18 protein-coding genes are annotated in these 21769 nt (G+C 53.6%); 7 read left to right on the top strand and 11 right to left on the bottom strand.

The window, feature by feature from the left end; translation table 11 throughout:
• Window positions 1-77: 77 nt before the first annotated feature.
• On the bottom strand, window positions 78-1082 hold the full coding sequence (locus TALK_RS05840) for a tRNA dihydrouridine synthase (protein WP_245829708.1): 1005 nt from the start codon (window positions 1080-1082) through the stop codon (window positions 78-80).
• Between the two features lie 13 nt (window positions 1083-1095).
• Here TALK_RS05840 and TALK_RS05845 point away from each other — a divergent pair, with 13 nt between their 5' ends.
• Together TALK_RS05845 and TALK_RS22075 are read left to right on the top strand one after the other, a co-directional pair.
• Window positions 1096-1488, top strand: coding sequence for a hypothetical protein (locus tag TALK_RS05845; RefSeq protein WP_085616829.1), 393 nt, complete (start codon window positions 1096-1098; stop codon window positions 1486-1488).
• Between the two features lie 265 nt (window positions 1489-1753).
• A complete protein-coding gene (locus TALK_RS22075; RefSeq protein ID WP_169714957.1) occupies window positions 1754-1909 on the top strand; it encodes a hypothetical protein in 156 nt (51 codons plus the stop codon).
• 110 nt (window positions 1910-2019) lie between these two features.
• Here the strand turns inward: TALK_RS22075 and goxB are convergent, their stop codons facing one another.
• The 5 genes from goxB to TALK_RS05875 all read right to left on the bottom strand — a co-directional run bounded on the left by goxB (window position 2020) and on the right by TALK_RS05875 (window position 10621).
• Window positions 2020-3147, bottom strand: a complete 1128-nt coding sequence (gene goxB / locus TALK_RS05855) for a glycine oxidase maturase GoxB (protein WP_085616833.1) — start codon at window positions 3145-3147, stop codon at window positions 2020-2022.
• On the bottom strand, window positions 3144-5168 hold the full coding sequence (gene goxA, locus TALK_RS05860) for a CTQ-dependent glycine oxidase GoxA (protein WP_211274775.1): 2025 nt from the start codon (window positions 5166-5168) through the stop codon (window positions 3144-3146). Before goxA ends, goxB begins: the two co-directional genes overlap by 4 nt.
• Before the next feature lie 176 nt (window positions 5169-5344).
• A complete protein-coding gene (gene meaB / locus TALK_RS05865) occupies window positions 5345-6403 on the bottom strand; it encodes a methylmalonyl Co-A mutase-associated GTPase MeaB (protein WP_425444019.1) in 1059 nt (352 codons plus the stop codon).
• A 16-nt stretch (window positions 6404-6419) separates the two neighbouring features.
• Window positions 6420-8582 carry a methylmalonyl-CoA mutase gene (gene scpA, locus TALK_RS05870; RefSeq protein WP_085616835.1) on the bottom strand — a complete coding sequence of 721 codons (2163 nt, stop codon included), beginning with the start codon at window positions 8580-8582 and terminating at the stop codon, window positions 6420-6422.
• Window positions 8583-8584: 2 nt separating this feature from the next.
• A complete protein-coding gene (locus tag TALK_RS05875; protein WP_085616836.1) occupies window positions 8585-10621 on the bottom strand; it encodes a methylmalonyl-CoA mutase family protein in 2037 nt (678 codons plus the stop codon).
• A 519-nt stretch (window positions 10622-11140) separates the two neighbouring features.
• Between TALK_RS05875 and TALK_RS05880 the strand changes: the two genes are divergently transcribed.
• On the top strand, window positions 11141-11563 hold the full coding sequence (locus TALK_RS05880) for a response regulator (RefSeq protein ID WP_085616838.1): 423 nt from the start codon (window positions 11141-11143) through the stop codon (window positions 11561-11563).
• 123 nt (window positions 11564-11686) lie between these two features.
• Here TALK_RS05880 and phhA read toward each other — a convergent pair whose 3' ends face one another.
• Entirely contained in the window at window positions 11687-12577 is an 891-nt protein-coding gene (gene phhA, locus TALK_RS05885; protein WP_085616840.1) for a phenylalanine 4-monooxygenase, read from the bottom strand.
• 141 nt (window positions 12578-12718) lie between these two features.
• Between phhA and TALK_RS05890 the strand changes: the two genes are divergently transcribed.
• The gene (locus TALK_RS05890; protein ID WP_085616842.1) at window positions 12719-13198 is read left to right on the top strand and encodes an Lrp/AsnC family transcriptional regulator; all 480 of its coding nucleotides are present in this window, start codon (window positions 12719-12721) and stop codon (window positions 13196-13198) included.
• A gap of 301 nt (window positions 13199-13499) precedes the next feature.
• Here the strand turns inward: TALK_RS05890 and TALK_RS05900 are convergent, their stop codons facing one another.
• On the bottom strand, window positions 13500-14333 hold the full coding sequence (locus TALK_RS05900) for a hypothetical protein (RefSeq protein WP_085616846.1): 834 nt from the start codon (window positions 14331-14333) through the stop codon (window positions 13500-13502).
• 180 nt (window positions 14334-14513) lie between these two features.
• On the opposite strand from TALK_RS05900, the gene TALK_RS05905 reads away from it, so the two are divergent.
• Both TALK_RS05905 and TALK_RS05910 read left to right on the top strand, forming a co-directional pair.
• Complete coding sequence (locus TALK_RS05905; RefSeq protein ID WP_085616848.1) at window positions 14514-15527, top strand: asparaginase; 1014 nt, start codon at window positions 14514-14516, stop codon at window positions 15525-15527.
• Between the two features lie 32 nt (window positions 15528-15559).
• Window positions 15560-15880 carry a YnfA family protein gene (locus tag TALK_RS05910; RefSeq protein ID WP_085616850.1) on the top strand — a complete coding sequence of 107 codons (321 nt, stop codon included), beginning with the start codon at window positions 15560-15562 and terminating at the stop codon, window positions 15878-15880.
• 126 nt (window positions 15881-16006) lie between these two features.
• Here the strand turns inward: TALK_RS05910 and TALK_RS05915 are convergent, their stop codons facing one another.
• The 3 genes from TALK_RS05915 to TALK_RS05925 are packed head-to-tail and all read right to left on the bottom strand — an operon-like array spanning window position 16007 to window position 19914.
• On the bottom strand, window positions 16007-17458 hold the full coding sequence (locus TALK_RS05915) for a two-component system sensor histidine kinase NtrB (RefSeq protein ID WP_085616851.1): 1452 nt from the start codon (window positions 17456-17458) through the stop codon (window positions 16007-16009).
• A 41-nt stretch (window positions 17459-17499) separates the two neighbouring features.
• Window positions 17500-18681, bottom strand: a complete 1182-nt coding sequence (locus tag TALK_RS05920) for an HD domain-containing phosphohydrolase (protein WP_085616853.1) — start codon at window positions 18679-18681, stop codon at window positions 17500-17502.
• A gap of 12 nt (window positions 18682-18693) precedes the next feature.
• Window positions 18694-19914, bottom strand: coding sequence for a response regulator (locus tag TALK_RS05925; RefSeq protein WP_085616855.1), 1221 nt, complete (start codon window positions 19912-19914; stop codon window positions 18694-18696).
• A gap of 613 nt (window positions 19915-20527) precedes the next feature.
• Here TALK_RS05925 and TALK_RS05930 point away from each other — a divergent pair.
• Complete coding sequence (locus TALK_RS05930) at window positions 20528-21709, top strand: pentapeptide repeat-containing protein (RefSeq protein WP_245829710.1); 1182 nt, start codon at window positions 20528-20530, stop codon at window positions 21707-21709.
• Window positions 21710-21769: the final 60 nt, after the last annotated feature.

The following is a 21769-nucleotide window of genomic DNA, read 5'->3' on the forward strand; positions in this document are numbered from 1 at the left end:
TAGGTCTTGGACTTGAATAAAAACGACAAAGGCAGCCAATTTGGCTGCCTTTTGTTTTATTTTTTCGATTTCAGTCGTTATTCAGCGGCGATTTGATCATTTTGGCGCTGATTTTCCGGATTGTCGCGATCCTCAGACAGTTTGGCGCGTAATTCGCCAATATCACGGATGCGCTTGATCTGATCAAAACAATCGGCGGCTTGGTCATGGCCCTTGCGGATCATCGCCACCCATTGCTTGATGCGCCCGGCCTGATGATTTTCGGTCGCGTCATCGGCCACCATCAAATCGATATAGGTCAAAAGCATGGTCAAAACCACTGACCAGCTTTGCTTGGCAAGGGTTTGCCCAACGTCATATGCCTTGATGCGATTGGCGATATCAGGGGCGGCAATCGCGCCACGGCCCAGCATAAAGCTGTCGCATCCCGAAATATCACGGCATTTGGCGTAATCGGCGACGCTCCAAATTTCACCATTGCCGGTCATCGGGATTGAAATCGCCGCGCGGATACGCGCCAGATATTCCCAATGGGCGGGGGGCTTGTATCCTTCAACCTTGGTGCGGGCATGAACCGTCAGGTGCTGGGCACCGGCGGCCTCGACCGCGCGCGCATTATCAAGATAAAGTTCCTTGTCGGCATAGCCCAACCGGATTTTCGCACTGACCGGCACATGGTCGGGCACCGCACGCCGTACCGCAGATATGATGTTAAACAAGTTATCCGGGCATTTCAAAAGCGACGCCCCGGCTTCGCGTTTGTTCACCGTTTTCGATGGGCAGCCGAAATTGATATCAATCCCCGGTGCGCCAAGTGACGCGGCAAAGGCGGCATTTTCGCCCATCAATTCAGGGTCATGGCCCATCAATTGCACCAGAACCGGGGTGCCCGATGCGGTTTTGCCACCTTGAAGTAATTCCGGGCAATAACGATAAAACACATGCGCCGGAAACAGGTTTTGTGACACCCGGATAAATTCGGTAACGCATAGGTCAAAGCCGCCGGTCGCGCTCAGCAATTGCCGAACGCGCCAGTCAACCAGCCCTTCCATCGGTGCAAGCACCAGATGCGTCATCGTCATTTCATCCCGTGTCATGAATTTTATTGGCGGCTTTTACCACAAAAGGTGCCCCGATGCCGGTCAAAAATCACAGATCAGCTTTGCCCTGATCGCGGCGCGATTGCTCTTGGATGAAAGTATGAAATTCGAAATAAGGCGGAATGGACCTATTTTGGTCACGGTATCAGCGGGTTTGGGGCTCACCTTTAAATTCTCAATTAAAATAAAACAAAATGACCCGGCCAAATGGTCCGGGCAGGAGAGTGTGGAAATGCTGTATATTTTTGAAACGGCCCTGGATGAAGTCGAAGCCGTGTCGCGTGACATGCGTGAAAATTTATCAAACCTTGATCGCGTAATGAAATCGACCGCAGAAAACTTGCAGATCCTTCGAGACAAGCTTGAACAGCCTGCCGCCAACGGATAACAGCGTCGGAATTTTCCGTTTTGGTTTTCGTCTTCTTTGTTTATTTTCGATGCCTTGCGCAAGATATGGCGAAAGCCGCGATATAAAATTATGTGCGGATGTAGACCAATGGATTGCGCCTAGCGGTTGATCATAATCCCCGACACCTGTAGAAAATCGCCATGGACTTTTTTTGTCTGGATTGCCCCGTTTGGGGATGATTCGTCGATGTCCAAAACATATTCTAGTGGCCGAAACCATTTGGCCAGAACCGGGGGATCCTGATTTGCTTTATATAATCGAAAAAGCGTTGACCGAAATCGAAGCCATGCCGCGCGACAAACGCGAAAATCTGGCCCATCTTGATGCTGAAATCAATGACGCGGTCGAGAAGCTGAAAGCTTTGAAAGAAAAGCTTGAAGCCACCACCGATAAAAAATAAGTCGGGCATCTGCACAGATACCGATCAAGGTCGCGCTTTTGCGCGGCCTTTATTTTTGTGGCGATTTGATCAACCCCCGCATGTGGAAATGCAAACCGGAAAATTGGTCCTTAGGCTGGAATGCCAAGTTGGTCCGGGGATTTTTCGCGAACGTCCTGATGGCGGCGGCGCCAGAATGCGCTATCGCGAAAACGATGTTCCTGACCATAGATTTTTCGGCGCTGGGTCAAAAAGTCATCAACCCCTTTTGAAACAGCGGCTCGGTATTTTTCAAGCGGGTCAAGGTCGTTTTCCAGATATGCTTTCGCGGCGTTGCTGGCTTGGGCTGCCATCCAAAGGGCGGTTGTCATGCCATGCGATGACAGCGGATCAAACGCCGCCGCGGCATCGCCCACAGATGCCCAATTTTCGCCCGCTGCCGACGATAGCCATGTCGTGCCCGCACTTGCTAAAGACGGTGGCGATTGGACGGCGAAATGCGCGCTTTCGATCCACTGTTTTATATAGTTTGTCTGCGATATCAGGCTTTCCCAATGTGCGACGTCATGGCTCATGCCGGATGGCAAAAGGTCAGGGTCGGAAAAATAACACACCATAAGACGTTTGTCGGGAAGCAACGACGCATACCACCATCCGTTTGAGACCGCTTCAATCAGGGTTGCCGGTGTCGGTTCGACGTCGGGTTTGGTGTCGTCCTGACACAGGCAAGACCACGCGGTAACAAGTTGGTCCGCACGATGCATTTGATTGTTTTGTTGGCCAATAACCGCTTTGCGACCCGTGCAATCAAGCACGAAACGGGTTTGAATGCTGCGTCCATCACCCAGAACCAATTGCCATCCGTTCGGGGTGCTTTGGGCATCGCGCAGGGTGGTTTGAAAAAGTTCCGGCCGGGTTTTCAATGCCGCGTCGCAAAGGTCGCGCTCAAAGACCGCCCGGTTAAGCACCATGCCCGCGCCTTCCAGATGGATGATCGAATTGCGTTCACGCAATTGATCATGTCCCCATGCGGAAAAGGTGGTGTTGGCATGACGGTGCCGGTCCGAGGTCAGAAGGCCCGACAGGCCAAGATTTTCCAAGATCGTATTGGCCGCCGGGGATAGGGTTTCACCAAGATGGGGCCCGTCACCGGGGGTGGGCGCAATCCAGCAAGGACGCAACCCGGCTTTTGCCAGTGCAATACAACTTGTTGCACCGGCAATGCCCCCGCCAATCACCGCGATCCCGGTGGGCGTCATTTTGGAAGATCACCGTCCGACGGTTTCCAGTCAAAACGCATTTCGACGTTGCTGCGGCCAACCTCGACAAACAGCTTTTCCGGGATTTCTTCCGGGCGGTTTTGGTCGGTCGGGCCGGGGCGGCTAACGACAAAGCCCATGCGCTGCCAAAGCGTGATCATATTGGTGATCCCATCCCAATAACTGCCATTGGCATGATAGCCGATACCAGCAACACCGCGTGACCATGCAACGCGATTTTCAAAGAACTTCATACGTTCTTCGGTCGAAAGGTCATCACGCATCAGTTCTTCGTAATATTTTTCCGGCAACACATCGATCGGCAAAAGGGCCGGCCACCAAACTGCGGTTGGGAAGTCCGATTGCATTTCGACCTGTTGGCAACTGAACGCGTCACATTGCCAAGGCAACCCCATCCAACGGGTCAAATCGCCGGGCATTTGCGCGCCGATGGGCGGTGGTGCGCCATTGCCACCGTCAAAGGCCTTTTCCGGGGTCAAAAGCCGCCCGATATTTTGGATCAAGCTGGGCCGGTCGCCAACGGCAAGACGGAATGGTTCCGCATTTTCATTGGTATTGCGCGCATACATTGCCGCAAGGCGCAGGTAATAGGTTAATTCTACGCCGGGATGGAATGCCCCGCCAGAACAAGGTTCCAATGCGGCCTCGGTCAAGGCTGCGGGCTGTAGGGCAACCTCGATATCGTCAAGTGTTGTGATGGCGTCGCTTTGACTGTTTTCAAAGTCATCGACAAAGTCACCATCGGCCCATGATTTCAAATATGAATATTGAAGTTTGGGGAATTGGAACCATTGCAGCGGACTGCCATCGTAATTGATCCCATCGCCCAACATGAACGGCATTTTAAGGCGCTCGTCCTTATAGGCATTCGGGCCGTCATTGTAAGGATCGCGGAATTTTTTGAAAATGTTGTGTCGGAAGGCGCGATTGGATTCCGATGGATCGGCGATTTTGGCGATATAGGCCGGATCGGAAAAGTCCCCGACACCCAGCCAGCCTTGCCGCAGATTGGCTTCATTGGTCAACCATTCCATAAGCGCAAGGCGACGGAAAGTCGGATAGATGTATTTGCGGAATGAAAGCGGTGTTGTCGGCGACTGGCTCCAACCTTGGGTCACGTTTAAATCATCAATAACGTCATGAAGCGTCGTAACAGGCGGGATTTCCGGGGCAAAGTTTGGTCCGACACAGGCAATCCATGCGCTTTCGGCATCCATTTCGCTGCCATCGGACAATGTGACTTTGGCGGTGACCGGCCCGTCGCACCAATCGTCGTGCCAGCCATCATTGTCGGCAAAGCTTGTGATGGCGGCATTGACCGGGCTGTTTGATTTTCCATCCCCCGGCACGACCAGCAAACGACCGGCGTCGTCGGTGCGCAACTGACCAAGATTTACCCGTTCTGTGTTGTAAAAATGGCCATCCATGGAATGCTCTGGCAGTTTCCCATCATAATTGATCGATTTGCCGGATATTTTTTTGTTTCCGGGGTCGATAACAAGCATCTTTTCGCGGTCTGCATCGGAAACAAAATACTGGTTGCGCATCTGTCCCGGAAGTCCCGGTGCCAATTCCTTGTTATCAAGCGGATTGTTAAAGCCGTACCAAGCGGCCTTGGTGTTGGCGACATGGACGTGCCATTCAATTGTTGTATCATCATCGGCGGTTACCTCGCCGATCACACGGTCCTGATCATCAAAGGCATAAACACGGAAACGCTGAACCTGCTTTTTGATCAGCTGTTCGCCATCTTTAAAGCCGCCTTCGGGATTGGCGGGCAATCCGGGCACTTCGGGGGCATAAAACCATTTTGGACTCCCCCCGACGCGGGAAATCCCGATTGCCGGATAAATGCCCAGCCGTGCAACCTTGGCACCTTCGGGGGCGGCTTTGGCACTGCCCGATGCAATGGCCGCCTTTGCGATCATCGGAAACGCCGTCATCATGGCACCTGCGCCGATACCGGCCAGAAAGTCGCGACGTTTGATTCCGTTTTGCATGGTTGTTCCGCCCCTGAATAGTATGAAAAATGAACGATTTTCATACTATCGCGCGTAAACAGCAGGTGGCAATTTGTGCTTTAGGGGAGTGCCGGGTGATTAATTGCTCTTAAGAGTAGTTATAAGAAGCAATTCGGTTTAAAAAATCATGCCGTGGAATTCTAGACAGGTCCTTGTCAATTGGTCGATTTAACGAGTGCAAGCATCTCTTCGACCGCCGCCGTCGGGTTGGTTGTTCCGGCCAAGACATCGGCTTCAAGTGTTTTAAGCCGCCCGGCAACATCTTCGCGTGCGGTAAATGTTTCCAGTAACCGGTCGCGCAACATCGTCCACATCCAGTCGCGTTGCTGACGCGCCCGTTTGGCGGTAAATTCGCCTTCGGTTTCCATGATTGTGCGATGTTGAGTAATCAGGTCCCAGACCTGATCCAGCCCGTCATTGATCAGGCTGGAAACCATGATCGATTGCGGTCGCCAGTGCTGGCTGGTTGGTTGCAGGATACGCAGGGCCGATGAATATTCGCGTTTGGCTTCACGCGCTTTGGCCGGATCGGCATCGGCCTTGTTGACCGCGATCAGATCGGCGATTTCAAGCACGCCCTTTTTGATGCCCTGAAGCTCATCGCCCGCGCCGGGCAACATCAGAACCAAAAAGAAATCGGTCATTTGCGCGACCATGGTTTCGCTTTGACCAGCACCAACGGTTTCAACCAGCACTACGTCAAACCCGGCGGCCTCGCACAATAATATGGTCTCGCGTGTCATGCGATTGACCCCGCCCAGATAACCGCTGCTGGGAGATGGGCGGATATAGGCATTGGGATCAATTGAAAGCTCGTTCATCCGGGTTTTATCCCCCAGGATCGAGCCACCAGACCGTGCACTGGTCGGGTCAACCGCCAGTACCGCGACCTTTTGACCCGCAGCCGTCAGGTTCTTGCCAAAGGCCTCGATAAACGTCGATTTGCCGACACCGGGCACACCGGTAATACCGATGCGTTGTGATCCGCCCGTGTGCGGCATCAAACGTGAAAGAACATCCTGTGCCTGATCGAAATGCTTGGTATTGCGGCTTTCGACCAGCGTGATCGCGCGCGACAGAATGGTGCGGTCGCCAGCCAGAACGCCATCAACAATCTGATTGGTCGAAAGAACCCGCCTGCGCACCGTTTTGCGCGGCTGGCCCTTGGGGCCGCCCGACAGGGTGCGCAATGTTTCCGGCACAGTTTCTGTCACGATATTGCCTTCACGATCAGGCCGCTTCCTCGGATGTTGCTGCTTTCAACTTTTCTAGCAGGTCCGATGCCGCTTCGGCAATCACGGTTCCGGGCGGGAAAATTGCTTCGGCCCCGGCTTGGTAAAGTTTGTCGAAATCCTGTGGCGGGATAACGCCCCCGGCAACGATCATGATGTCTTCGCGGCCGAGCTTATCCAATTCGGCACGCAATTGCGGCACAAGGATTAGATGGCCTGCCGCCAGCGAACTTGCGCCGACGATATGAACATCGTTTTCAACCGCCTGACGTGCGGCTTCTTCGGGGGTTTGGAACAACGGGCCGATATCAACATCAAAACCAAGATCGGCAAAGGCCGTCGCGATAACCTTTTGACCGCGATCATGGCCGTCCTGACCCATCTTGGCAATCAGGATGCGCGGACGGCGGCCTTCGGTTTCGGCGAATTCGGCGACCAGTTTATCGACCTTGGCAAGGGCTTCGTTGCCCGCACCAACCTCGGTCTTGTAAACGCCGGAAATGGATCGGATCACCGCCTGATGACGGCCATAGGTTTTTTCAAGCGCGTCTGAAATCTCGCCCACGGTGCATTTTGACCGGGCGGCCTTGATCGCAAGATCAAGCAGATTGCCTGTACCATGGGCTGCCGCATCGGCCAGCGCGCCAAGCGCATTGGCAACCGCGCTGTCATCACGTTCGGCACGCAGTTTTTCAAGTTTGGCGATTTGCTGGCGGCGAACTTCGGCGTTATCGACCTGAAGAACATCGACCGGGCGATCATCGGTGGTGCGGTATTTGTTGACCCCAACCAATGTCTGACGGCCACTATCAATTCGGGCCTGCGTCCGTGCTGCGGCTTCCTCGATGCGCATTTTCGGGATACCGGCTTCAATCGCCTTGGCCATGCCGCCCTGTTCTTCGACCTCGGCGATATGGGCCCATGCTTTTTCAGCCAAATCACGGGTCAGGCGTTCGACATAATAGGAACCGCCCCACGGATCGATCACATTGGTGGTGCCGCTTTCCTGTTGCAGGAACAACTGAGTATTACGGGCAATTCGGGCCGAGAAATCAGTCGGCAATGCCAAGGCTTCGTCAAGCGCATTGGTATGCAGCGACTGTGTGTGGCCCTGTGTTGATGCCATGGCTTCAACACAGGTGCGGATGACATTGTTAAACACATCCTGTGCGGTCAGTGACCAACCCGATGTCTGACTGTGGGTGCGCAGCGACAATGATTTGGGGTTTTGCGGATCAAACTGTTTGATCATCTTGGCCCAGATCATGCGCGCGGCCCGCATTTTGGCGATTTCCATAAAGAAATTCATGCCAGTTGCCCAGAAGAACGACAAACGCGGCGCGAATTTATCAATCGGCAATCCGGCGGCCTGACCGGCACGGGCATATTCGATGCCATCGGCCAGTGTATAGGCCAGTTCAAGGTCCGCCGTCGCCCCGGCTTCTTGCATATGATAGCCGGAAATCGAGATCGAATTGAATTTCGGCATATGTTGCGAGGTAAAGGAAAAGATGTCCGAGATGATCCGCATCGAGGGTTTCGGCGGATAGATATAGGTATTTCGAACCATGAATTCTTTCAGAATGTCATTCTGAATGGTGCCTGAAAGCTGTTCATGTTTGACACCTTGTTCTTCGGCGGCTGCAATATAAAGCGCCATGATCGGCAAAACCGCGCCGTTCATCGTCATCGAAACCGACATTTGATCCAGCGGAATGCCGTCAAACAGGGTGCGCATGTCATAGATGCTGTCGATTGCCACACCGGCCATGCCAACATCACCGGTCACCCGCGGATGGTCGCTGTCATATCCGCGGTGCGTGGCAAGGTCGAAGGCAATCGAAAGTCCCTTTTGCCCGGCGGCAAGGTTGCGGCGATAAAACGCATTTGATTCTTCGGCGGTGGAAAAACCGGCATATTGGCGGATTGTCCAAGGCTGCTGAACATACATGGTCGGATACGGACCGCGCAAAAACGGCGGCATGCCCGGCATGGTGTTTAAATGATCCAGCCCCGCCAGATCATCTGCCCCGTAAATCGGTTTAACGTCGATGCCTTCGGGGGTGGTCCATGCCTCGGTCTTGACCGGGTTGGCTGGATTGGCATTTGTGTTGCCGCTGTCAAAAAGCGGCAGATCGGAAAAATTCGGGATCCGGGTCATGGTTATTTTACCCCCAGATGGGTAAGGGCTGTCTTGCAAACGTCAAGAACATCGCCCCCGATGGAAATGAAATCGTCGATACCGGCTGCTTCATAGCTGGCCTTGGCATCGCCCGGATGACCGGCAAGATAGATGCGGTTGGCCCCCGCCTGTTTCAGGGCCTTGGCAATATCGGTAGCCATTTCGCTATATTGCGCGTCCGTGCCACAAATGATGGCGATTTTCGCCCCGCTGTCGGCAAAGGCCTTGGCGCATGTATCGGCATCGGCAAAGCCGTTATTACTGATCGCCTCGATCCCGCCAGCTTCGAAAAAGTTCCGGGCAAACATGGCGCGCGCGGTGTGCTTGGCAACCGGGCCAAGATTGGCCAGGAATATCTGTGGCAACTTCCCGGTCTTGGCCTTGTGGGTATCAGAGCGTTTGCGCAAGCTTTCAAAGCTCTCGCTCAGCCGATGCGGGACAAGCGCGGCAATCTGTGTTGCAGCACTGGTGCCGTAAAGATCGGTGAACATATGCCCGATGGTCGCCCCGTTGCTGGCGGCGTTGATCAGGCTGTTAAAATCCTTGCCGATTGTGCCATCAAATTTGGTCTGACGGGCCTTGGCCTCGGCCTGAATGGTGTCAAGGTCGGGTGTGGCACAGGTGACTTTGGCCTCGGCGATATTGGGGAATTCGGACACGCCGGTTAATGGATCACGCCGCGTGGCAAGGCGCTTTTGGTGCGCTTGCCAGATGGTTTCGATTTCGGCTTTAAGCGATCCATCCTTAAGTGACTTTACAATGCTGCCAGTGGCTTCGAATTTTTGGAAACGGGCCCATGCCGCGGTTGACAGGTCCTTGGTCAGGTTTTCGATAAACCATGCTCCACCGGCCGGATCAATAACGCGGTGGACGTTGCTTTCTTCTTGTAAAATCAGTTGGGTATTGCGCGCGATGCGCCGCGCAAAGCCATCTGGCAGGCCGATTAAATGATCATAGGGCAGGCAAACAACACTATCCGCGCCACCCAGACCGGCGGCAAAACTTGTTACCGTGGTGCGCAGCATATTGACCCATGGATCAACTGTGCTCAGCACCATTTCGGCCGAAACGGCATTGATGGTGATGGTGGTATCTTCAATACCCGATGCGCCAAGAATGCGACTCCACATCAGGCGAATGGCGCGCAGCTTGGCAATTCCGGCAAAAAAGTCTGTACCAATCGCAACGTTAAAGGCAATCGCGCCTGCGGCTTGATCCGCGGCCATACCGGTATCGGTCAGCGCGCGCAGGTATGTCACACCACTTGCCAACAGGCAGGCAAGTTCCTGTCCGTCGGTTGCCCCGGCATTGCAATAGGGTGCCCCATCAACCGTGATCGCGGTGGCAAGCGGGAATTGGTCAATCAGGTCACATGCGATGCTGGCGGCCTGATTAATCGCATCGGTTACATCGCAGGGCAGTGACCCGGTGGCGGCAAGGGTGCCGATTGGATCAATGTTAAAGGCCGGTGCCGCTTCGTCTGCGCCATCTGTCTTGGCGATATAGGCAGCAAGCAGGACGGCGGCGGGAATGGCGGCTGCGCCAGCATCAAGGGCGACTGTCGCAAGGTCGGTATAGATATCATCAAGGGCGATTTCGAGATCGGCCAGACAGTGAATGGCGACACCGCCAACGCCGACTTCGGCGGATGAGATTTCACGTCCGTGACGGGCGCTGGCATCGAGTTTTAACAGGACCGAGGTTGCGCCGTTCTCCAGATCCTCAAGGATTGCGGCATTGACCGCCTTGGGATCGGGATGGGCGTGAAGCTGGCGAATGTCCCAACCGCTTGCCGCATCTTTGGAATCGACCGATGCGCTTAGTACCTGATGGATCAGGCGGGTGGCGTCGTCCTGATCGTCATTGGTGTAAAGCGGTTGAACGGCAAAGCCGTCAAGCGTCTGGGTGACGAGTTTTTTGTTAAAATCCGCACCTTTCAGCCCGGCTTCCGCCAGTTGACGCCAGCTTGCATAATCTGCGGCTGGAAACTCTGATGCCAGTTTCAACGGGTCTGTCATGGTCTCTCCCGGTCGCGGTTCGGTCTTGGCCGAATTTTTTCTATGTTACTACGGATTCCCGTCGTCCGGTACACTCCGCCCGGTCCGGCAGAAACAAAGTCATCCTTCGGTCATCTGACTTGTGCGCCGCCAAAACAGCGCAGATACAGTTGCAGGGCAGTTCCGGCCTTGGTTCAGGGTGTTTTCGAACCGCACCGAATTCCCGAAAGGATGTTGCCATATCGCATCTGCGACATGGCGATAGTTTATAGCACCCGTCCCTAATTACGTAAATAGGCATGGAAATACCTATTTAGTTGATGCTCTGGTTCGATGTAGCAGGCTTCCGTAACGTTATTGCCTTGTAAGTGTTGGCTTATCGCGGATTTTTGGTGGCGGTGGAACGAAAATATTGCCCGCATCTGCCATTATACTTTGGCCGGATTGTGAAGATCGTGGGGAAAATTTGCGCGGTTTAACCAATTTGACATTTTCATCTGTCAATTTGGGGCTGTCCCAATTCTCGGAGTATTGCCATCTATGAATGCGCTCAGCGCCGTGCCGCCCCGACCTGCACAAGACGGTCTGGTGGTGTTTGCCGACGACAGCCCCAGCGCCAAAGCGGCCCTGGAAACCGTTTTGCGCCGTGCCGGGTATGACGTGGCTGGATTTGACTGTGCCGATGATCTGATTGATCAGCTGGACGGTTTGTATCCGCGTGCGATTATTCTGGATCTTGAAATGCCCGGTATGAGCGGCTTTGAGGCGTTTTGCGAGATCCGCCGCCGCTATCCGAATGCTGCCGAGGTGCCGGTGCTGTTCTTTTCCGCTCATTACGATGCCGATACCCGTGCGCAGGCCGATGCGCTTGGCGCGGCGGACTTTATCAGCAAGGATGCCAGCCCGATGGTGGTGATCGAACAGCTTAACCGAGCGCTGGCCAAAAGCATGAGTCATTGCTAAGTAATTTTAAGCAATCTGCCTGATTGATCATTTTTGGTAAATAATAAAATGCCCGAGTCGACCCGGCGTGAAACGCGGATCGAAATCGGGCATTTCTATTTGTCATACAATTAAAAAGACAGATCAGGCGTGCCGGATTTGCGATGTGTTGTCGACCGGCATGGCGATGCTGTGATCTTCGTCGCCATGAACGTGATAAAGCCGATCATCCGAAACGGTGGTGGCCGGATCAATGGCGGGCTTATTTGCCAGTCGGTCATAGATCGCGGTGAAATCGGCATTCATCGCATCGAACAGTTGTGAATAGTCGTTCAGCACGAAATAGGTTTTCTGGAAGTCATCAATCGCATAATCGGTCGCCATCACCCGTTCAAGATCAAAGGCGACCCGGTTGGGCGTTGGATCGGTGACGGAATAGATGGTTTCGGTTTGTGATGACAACATGCCGGCACCATAGGCCCGCAATCCATGATCGGTCATGATCAGGCCAAATTCGACCATATACCAATACATCCGGGCGAGTTGTTTAAGCCCGCCTTTGGCAATCGCTTCGGGGCCTTTGGCACCATAGGCCGCCAGATAATCGGCAAAAACCGGATCAAACAGCATCGGCACATGGCCAAAGAAATCATGGAAAAGATCGGGTTCGACCAGATAGTCGATTTCCGACGGTGTGCGCAGCCAAACCGTGACTGGAAAAAGCCGGTTGGCCAGATGGGCAAAAAACACGTCATCAGGCACCAATCCCGGCACCGCGACCAAATGCCAGCCGGTTGCGGCATGCAGTTTTTCACTGACCTGACCGAAATGCGGGATTTGATCGGCGGCATCAAGTTTTTCCAGATTGCCAATGAAATCCGCCGCCGCATAGCCGGGGAGGATGGCTTTTTGCCGGGTGTAAAGCGCACGCCATAAATCGTGTTCGGCTTCGGTATAAGCTGCCCAATCCTGAGTGACGGTGTAGTCGTCATTGATATGGCTGTAATCGCCGCGCAGATTTTTGTTCTGGCTCATAATGGTTTTTGTTGCCTCCCTGATGCGACTTTGATGATCCTTATTTTACATCGTTTCTAATGTCATTTTTGCGCGATGTTTGGGGATGTTTGCGCTATGGTTGATATATTGTGACCATAATATTGGCAAAGGAGGTGAATAATGACCGGTGAAATGTTGAGCCCGACTGACATCAAGATTTTGCAAATCCTGCAACGCGATGCTTCGATCAGTAATGTGGCACTGGCCGAAAAAGTCGGCATGTCGCCATCGCCCTGTTTGCGCCGGGTCAAACAGCTTGAGGCATCCGGCGTGATCCGCCAGACCGTGGCGCTTTTGGATCGCAGGAAGCTTGGACTGGGGGTTTTGGCGACCATTCAGGTGCGACTGCAACGCCATACCGAAGAGGGCGCCGAGGATTTTGCCAAGGCGATGAACGATCTGCCGGAAATCCTGTCTTGCTGGGCGATGACCGGGCGGCAGGATTTTCTGTTGATGGCATTGGCGCGCGATATTGAAAGTTTCGGAGATTTTGTCACCCATCGATTGCTGTCGATGCCCAATGTCCGGGATGTGCAATCCAGTCTGGTGCTGAAGGAATACAAAAATCAGACGGCGATCCCGGTCAAAATTTCCGGGTGATCAGGGGCGCAGTGAAAGGCCGGGATGAGTGTTCGCGGTAGCGTCGAATGTGTGGGGCAGCAATGCGTTTGCAGCGGTAAAAATTGTGTGGGCGTCCGGGGGGGGCTGTCGGCAATGTTCCGGGCAAAGTGAATGGGGCGGGATGAACGGATGGATCGAGACGGAAAAGGGTGCTGGCGATTGGTTGATGGCGGGAGATGAGGGATGAGGATGAGCGGATCTGATCAGATGGTCGTGCATATGCCGATCAGGGATGCCAAGCCCGGCACCCCTGATCGGATTTGGTTTGGATGTCAGGACATCACGGCGTGATTTTGAAGAATGGGTCGCAACAGGTGCCGCCCGGTGTGCAGCCGTAATTGCCGGTCATATCCATTGCGAAATCGGCTTTTTTCCATTGGCGGTAATGGGCCGGGGTGAAATAGACGCGGTTGTTGACATAGTCGTAAACGATGCGGCCATCGGCGGCTGCATAGGCATATTGATTGTCTGCGGGAATTTCGATCTGGGTGAATTCAACATAGCCGGTTAGCGGAATGGCGGCACCGCCCACCATCGAGAACCGTTCCGAATAGCAATGCCAGCGCTGGCTGTTGGAAATGCCGCCAAGCTGGTCAAGCGCATCCATGATTTGCTGCCGGTTCAGTGCATTCATGTTGGCCGGGCAATTGGCGTTATTTAGGCCTGCCAGATTGAGACGTGGCAGATGGTCAAGCGCATTGCCATGCGGAGAGCGGCCGGCACCCTGCCAAAAGGCATGATCCATGTTGAGGGGGCCATTGATATTATCGGTGGGATAGAAGTTACCAACGGCAACCTGAGCCACATTATAGGCATGCAGCGATTGGGCCATTTGACGCAGACCATTGGTGACAACAGCACGCTGTGAACTGACCGAGGGCACGACCAGCCCGGACAGGGTTTGGGTTGAGGCGGCTTGCACGTTTTGTGGCAAGGCCCCCCAGTTGTTGCATTGATTGACGGGGAAGTTCTGAGCGTTTCCAGCAGGGGAACGACCGGACCACAATTGCCCGATGGCGTCTTGTTGATCGGTCCACTTATCCGCAGCCAGCGCATGATCGGTAAAGGCAAGGGCGGTTGCCAATCCCAGCAGAACAAAATAAACGCGTTTCATTTAAGGGTTTCCTTTGAGTGTTGAGGATAATCGAAAGCAAGGAACCCAAATTTGACGCTTTGGAAAATCGATTGTGATCGCGTTGCGTTGCTTCATCGGTGAGGCTTGCTTTTGGGCGGTACTTTCAGGCATAGGATTAGCCACCCTTTGAATGCGCCCCGGTTATGGAGAGCCCCCGCCATGTCTGCCAATCCGATTGCCGCCAACCCGATCCTTGTTGAAGCCACCCGTGGAACGATGGTCGAAAGTTTCCATCGTGGCCGTTATGTCGTGATGAAAGCCGATGGCACGGTGGTCGCACAGGGCGGCGATATTGATGCGTTGATGTATCCGCGATCGGCAATCAAACCGTTGCTGGCAATCGCATTTGTCGAAAGCGGGGCGGCAGATGCGTTTGGGTTGGAAGACAAACATATTGCGCTGGCGTGTTCGTCGCATAATGGCGAGGAAGAACATGCCAATACGGTCAAGGCCTGGCTTGAAAAAATCGGGTTGTCGGTTGAGGCGCTGGAATGTGCGCCGCATTATTCGATCGATCCGTCCGCCGGGATCAAGCAGGCATTCGATCATGTCAAATTGACCAAGGCGCATAACAATTGTTCGGGCAAACATTCCGGGTTTCTGACCACGGCCATGCATCTGGGCGATGATCCCAAGGGATATATCGAAGAAGCCCATCCGGTTCAGCAGCGCCTGATCAAGGTTATTGAGGAAATGGGCGATTGTGATGTGTCATCGACGCCACGCGGTATTGATGGCTGTGGCATTCCGGTGATCGGCATGCGGTTGCGCGATCTAGGCCTTGGTATGGCGCGCATGGCCGATCCATCGGGATTGGATGCCAAACGGGTTGCGGCGATCAAACGCATCCGCAAGGGCTGTGCGAGTGCACCCTTTATGGTGGCGGGCACCGGGCGGTTTTGCACCGGGATCATGGAAGAATGCGGCGAAGATGCCTTGGTCAAGGTCGGGGCAGAAGGGGTTTATTGTGCGGCCTTTCCGAAACAGGGATTGGGTGTGGCGCTTAAGATCGATGATGGCACCCAGCGCGGTGCCGAAGTTGCCATGGGCGCGATCCTGCGCCAGCATGGCGTGATTGATGATGCCCGTGCCGAGGTTTTGAAAAAATACCTGACCCCGGTTCTGACCAATTGGGCCGGTAAATATGCCGGTGATTTGCGCCCGGCGTTCTGATTTTCCGGTGGTTTGATTTTCAAGGAAAGCCCATGCACAGCATTGCGGTCTATATCGGTGCGGCCATTGCGGAAATCGCCGGATGCTTTGCCTTTTGGGCATGGTTGCGGCTGGGTAAATCGCCATTATGGCTGATGCCGGGGATTTTATCGCTGATGGTGTTTGCCGGGCTTTTGACCCGGGTTGAAAGCGATTTTGCCGGGCGATCCTATGCGGCCTATGGCGGGATTTATATTGCGGCGTCGCTGATGTGGTTGTGGTTGATCGAGGGGCGGATGCCCGATCGTTGGGATGTGACTGGCGGGGCGGTTTGCCTGATCGGGGCGGCGATTATTTTGTTTGGGCCACGATAGGGGGATGGCCGGTCTTTGAGGGCGGGGTTGTGCAGACGCGTCCTTGCGGTTCTTCTTGGTCCCGGCACCCCGTGCTTTTGAGGCATTAAGGCGTTGAAGTGCCAATCCCCAATCCCGCAAAATGCATCATGCTTTTTGCGCGGTTTTGGCTGATTTTGTAGATTTATCGGATTTGGACGCCGCACCATCGGGGGTGCCCACCCGATCTTCGCCGGGCAGCAGAACGTGAAACGTTGTACCCTTGCCCAGTTCGGTTTCAAACCAGATACGTCCGCCATGGCGGGTTTTTACGATCTCATTGGTGATTGATAATCCCTGACCGGTGCCTTTGCCGACTTCCTTGGTGGTGAAGAACGGATTGAAGACTTTTGACCGGTCTTCCTTGGCGATCCCGGTGCCATTATCGGTGATGCTGATCAGAATGCTATCATCAAGGAGGGTGGTCTTGATGGAGATTTCGCCTTCCTCTGGTGATTTTCCAGAAGATGCAATCGCCTGTGCCGCATTGACAATCAGGTTGAGGAAAATCTGATTGATCTCGTTGATATGGCACGGGATATGGGGCAGTTCGGGTTCAAAATTCTCGGTCAGATGGGCGGTATGGCGCCATTCATTGCGCGAAATGACAATCACGTTCGATAATACGCGATTGATATCGGTGGCGGTTTTTTCAGCCCCGCCGGGATGGGAAAATTCCTTCATCGACAGGACAATGCGTGCCACCTGATTGATGCCATCCAGTGATTGTTGGGTGGCACTGGGAATTTCATCAAGCAGGAATTCAAGATCGGCATCGCGCATTTTGCGGGCAAAATTGCGGAAGGTTTCGGGGGGCAATTTTTCCTGATGTTGCCACAGGGTGTGAAGTGCCAGCCCCAGAATACGTGACAATGCGCCGTAACCGTCATTGAGGAATTTCAGGTTGTCGCGGATATACTGACTGGGCGTATTGATTTCATGGGCAATGCCGCCAGCAAGATGGCCGATGGCTTCGAGTTTGAGCGCCTCGCGCAATTCACCTTCGAGTTTGTGCTGGGATTCTTCGGCCTGTTTGCGCCGGGTGATGTCGCGAAAGATGTAGAGGTAGCTCATTTCGCCGGTGAAATTGGCCGGGCTGACGATGATTTCCATCGGGAAACTGTCATTATCAAGACGCTGGGCCATGGTTTCGGTGTAATCATAGCGCAGGGTGCCGCTGCTGATATTGATGCAGCGGTTCAAAAGCTTGTGGCGGACGGTCAGTTTGCGATCGATAAACAGGCCATCGACCAGCACACCGCTGAGCTGGCTTTCGGTGGCGCGCAGAATTTTAAGCGCAGACATGTTGAAATCGCGAATGGTCCCCGACCCGTCAACAACCAGAATGCCTTCGACGACACTATCAAGGATGGTTTTCAGGCGTTGGGTGGTTTCCTTTTCGCGGTCTTTTTGCGCATGCATCAGGGCCAGGAACTGATTGCGAATTTCATCAGGCACGTTGAGTTCATGCACGGCGGCAAGCAGGTCGTCTTCGTGTTCCTGCGTTGCGTCTGTGCGAAGGACCTGTTTGCGGTCCGCTTCGTTCGTGCCGTCGCTCATCTCGCGATGCTCCCTTTGGTGTCTTTGGTTATACGTGTGTCTTATTCCGGTTGGGTTCCACCCCGTCTGACACGTATGGGTTCATGAAATTTGTGGAGCTCTTGAAACACACGAATACGTTGCAGTTGGACATCGGAAATATAATGCCCGTGCGCCAGCAGGATTTGTCCCGCCTTGGTTTCGATATCGGTCATCAGGAAATCGCGCACGCGCAGATCTTTGAGGAAAATGTCTATTTCTTCGCCGTCGGGATAGACCGTTTCGTCATAGGATTCGTCAACCACCGCCAGTTGTTGGGTGATTTTTTCAAACAAATCCGGATCATAGCGATGCGGGTTATGGCGCAATTCGTCAAAGTTTTGGACGGCAGGTGCTTCGCGGTCGGTGAGTTGCCCGAGATCATTGAGGATGCGCAATACCCGTGCACCCAAGGGGATATCGGTGCCAAGCGGCCCTTCGGACGGGAAGCCGGTGCCATCAAAGTTGCGGTTCTGGTAATAGACCATTTGCCCGACATGTTCGAGACGCGGAATATTTGAAATCAACTGGCGGCCGACTTCGGGGGTGCGTTTGATGATGTCGCGTTCCAAGGGTTGAAGCGGCTTTTCCTGTGACAGGCGCGCCAGCAAATCAGGCGGCAGGGAAACCAGCCCGATGGGCGACAAAAGGGCCGCAAGACCCAATTCCCAAGGTTGCGGATAGTCGATTTCACCCGCAACCGCATCGCACCATGATTTGACCCGCATGGCGCGGCCGAAAATCGTCGGATTAAGTTGTGCGAGAACGTCGGTCAGGACCTTGATACTACCCGCCAGCGTGTTTTCGATCAGTTCGCGTTCCGCGGTGATCAACTGATACTGGCGAATGGCGGCACGAATGCCGTCTTCGAGCATGTCATCGTCGCAGGGCTTGGAAAAGAAGCGAAAGATATGCCCGCGGTTAATCGCATCGACGGCGGTGTGTTGATCGGCATTGCCGGTTAACATCATTTTGACGGTGTCGGGGCTGATTTTTTTAATTTCACTTAGCAGCGAAACACCATCCATACCGGGCATGCGCATATCCGAGATACAGACGGCAAACGGCCCTTCTTCGCGCAGAAGACGCAGGGCCTCTTCGGGGCCAACCGCGATTGAGAAGTCAAATTTCCGGCGCAATTTGCGCTGCATCGCATGCAACAGGTTCGTGTCATCGTCGACGAACAGGACCTTTTTCGTTTCCATGGTCGGCTTCCGCTATTGAGTCAGGGATTTATATTTATCGGCAACAATCCGGGCGATGTTTTCCCATTCTCCGAGGCTGTCAGCTTTGCCGATGCTGGCAAGGTAATCCAGATCGATCTGACTTGGCGCATCTATACCGCTTTCTTTCTGGCCGACTTCACGGGTCAAGTGTTGTGCGACATAGATAGATGTCAGGACATTCATTTCACGATGGGGCTGATCCATCGGCCGATGGTGATAGGCAACCGCCTGAACCACCGGGGCCGGGAAACCCCAAAGCCCCAAAAGATAAGCGCCGACTTCGGGATGGGCCGCGCCGAATTGTTCGAGTTCGGCCTGTTCAATCGGGATGTGTTCGGTTTCAACACGTTTGATGACCTCGGCCATTTCCTGATTGCGATTGGCATAGAGGATCAGGCTGCCGACATGGCTGAGCATGCCGGTCGATGGTACGGCCTGGCAGATGGCGCGGGGTAATTGTTCGTATTCGGCAATCATGGCGGCGGTCACGCCGATTTGCTGGCTGCGATGGCACAGACGCAAGAGTTTGTCGGCTTCGGATGGCGGGCCATCAAAACCACGGAAGATACCAATAAACAGGGCAAGTGCCTTAAGCGTTTCCGTGCCGATCATACGCACAGCGTGGGAAACCGAACTGATTTTTTGCGCGATGGCAAAATAGGCCGAGTTGGTCAATTTCAGGACTTCGGCGGTCAGGGCGATGTCCGACGAGACGATCTGGCTGATCATTTCCTGAGAGACCTTTGGGTCTTCAAGCGCCTTTACCAGACGAAGATAGGTATCGGGGGGAGACGCCAGTGTTTCGATGCTGGCGACCAGAGAGCGCAGTTCATCCCCGGCCAGCAATTGGCGCAGATCAAGCGCGTTTTCGATGGTTTCAACCAGCAGGGAATCTTCGCAGGGTTTTGCCAGATATTGATGCGCCGGACCAACGGTACGCAGGACGGCTTCTTCTTCGGCGAAACCCGACAGGATGATGCGGGTGATATGCGGATGTGATTTTTGTAGCGCGCCAAGCAGGCTTGCACCGTCCATACCGGGCATGCGCATGTCGGTGATAATGACATCAAGCGGCATGGTGTTTGCCATTTCCATTGCCTGGGCGGCACTTGTTGCAAATGCCATCTCCCAGTCAGGTCGCATGCCATGCAAGCGACGGCGCAAACCGTTCAGGATATTCTCGTCATCATCGACGAACAGGATGTGGTTCATAAATCGCGATCCATACATTGCGGTCTTGAGGTTATATTTGGTGATTTTATACGCCGGATCAAAGGGATGTTTTGGAATTTACCAGGTTGGGGTCCGAATTGTTTGATCTGCGATATTTTTAGATGGCGGTCTGATCGGCGTTTCCCAATGGTTTGACGCGAGTTTTGCTGTGATTCTCCTATGGTTGATCCGGGGTTCAAATGCTGCGCAGGCGACTCTTTGCGTAAAGGTGCATGACAGTAGTGAGAAGATTTTTAAGAGCATGTACCGCAGTGCTAATGGTGCCTTTTATATGAGAAACATAATACTCCAACGTATATGTAAGTATAAATTTTGGCGAAAATACGGGTTTTTATTGTATCAACTGTTTGGAATACAGTGCGTTTTTGCCAAAAAGCCATATTATGTCAGAAATTAAATACCGAAATCGGGCTACTATAATAATTGGAAAATAATTGCCGTAGACCCGGCCGGATCTTTGAGAGGCCGACATTTTCAGATGACATCCCGTATCGAGCTGATTGAAGCGATTAAAAAGCATCAGCAATACGTCTTGAGACAACCCGGCGGCACGCGTATGCAGCTTCGCAACGGGAATCTTTCACGTATCAAAATGAGCAAAATAAGTCTTGAAGACGCCATTATGCCCGGTTCGAATTTTATTCAGGCGGTTATCAAGGAAGTCAGCTTTAATTTTTGTGATCTTTTTGGCGCCAACTTTGTTGAAGCCGATCTTGAAGGGTCAAGCTTTGTGCGGGCTGATTTGCGCGGGGCCAATATGGCGCGTGCCAAATTGCGCAATGCAAACCTGACCGGTGTCGATATGCGATCCGGTGTTATGATTGTGATGGATTCCGGACGTGAACGGCGCGTCAAACGCGCCACCGACCTTGCCAATGCCGATATGGAAGGGTCGATGATGTCCGGTGCCAATATGGCCGAAAGCAACATGTCGGGTTCCAGTCTGGCCAATGCGGATCTGAGCGATGCCAATATGTTTGCCGTCAATTTGGCGGGGGCTGATCTTTCGGGCTGTAATCTGACAGGGGCGAAGCTTAAGAATGCCAACCTGAAGGGGGCAAAGCTTCAGGGGGCGGTTTTAGCGGGCGTGGATTTAAGCGGTGCGAACCTGCGCAATGTCGATATGACCAATGTGGATTTATCCCAGGCCAATATCGTCAACAGTATTGGCAGCAAAGGCGGTGAACCTTTGCCCGATGATATTCGGGATCTGGTTAACGCGCATAGTGACTGGTTATCGACCGGGGGGCAATCGGGGGCGCCGTTAAATGCCACAGGGCGCGATCTTTCGGGGATGGATTTTTCCGGGTTTGATCTTTCGGCGGCCTGTTTTGATGAATGCAATCTGCGCGGGGCGCTTTTTGTCGATACGATCCTTGCCATGACGTCCTTGCGCGGGGTCGATTTGACGCGGGCCAAACTGAGCAGTGCGGTGATGAACGGCGTGCGGATGAATGACGCCAATTGCACCAAGGCTGTTTTTCAAGGCGTGCGGTTTGGATCCATCGAACAACGCGATGGCAGCGGTCAGAAAACCGGGATCACATGGTATGCCGATCTTAGCGGGGCCGATTTTTCCAATGCCGATATTCGCAATGCCGTTTTTGAAAACCCCAAAATGGCCGAGGTAAAAATGACTCGTGCAAATATTTCCGGGGTGGCATTTGGCGATACGGATCTTGCCAATGTTGACTTTGACGGGGCCAATATTGGTGCCATCCTGAATGGCAATATCCCCAAAGATGCCTTGGCTTTTCTTGGGCGAACCAAGTGACCGGTCGTTGATAAAAAAGCCGCCCTTTGATCAAGGGCGGCTTTGATGTTTTTAAGGGGG

This window comes from Thalassospira alkalitolerans (genome assembly GCF_002115745.1).
GTDB classification, from domain to species: domain Bacteria; phylum Pseudomonadota; class Alphaproteobacteria; order Rhodospirillales; family Thalassospiraceae; genus Thalassospira; species Thalassospira alkalitolerans.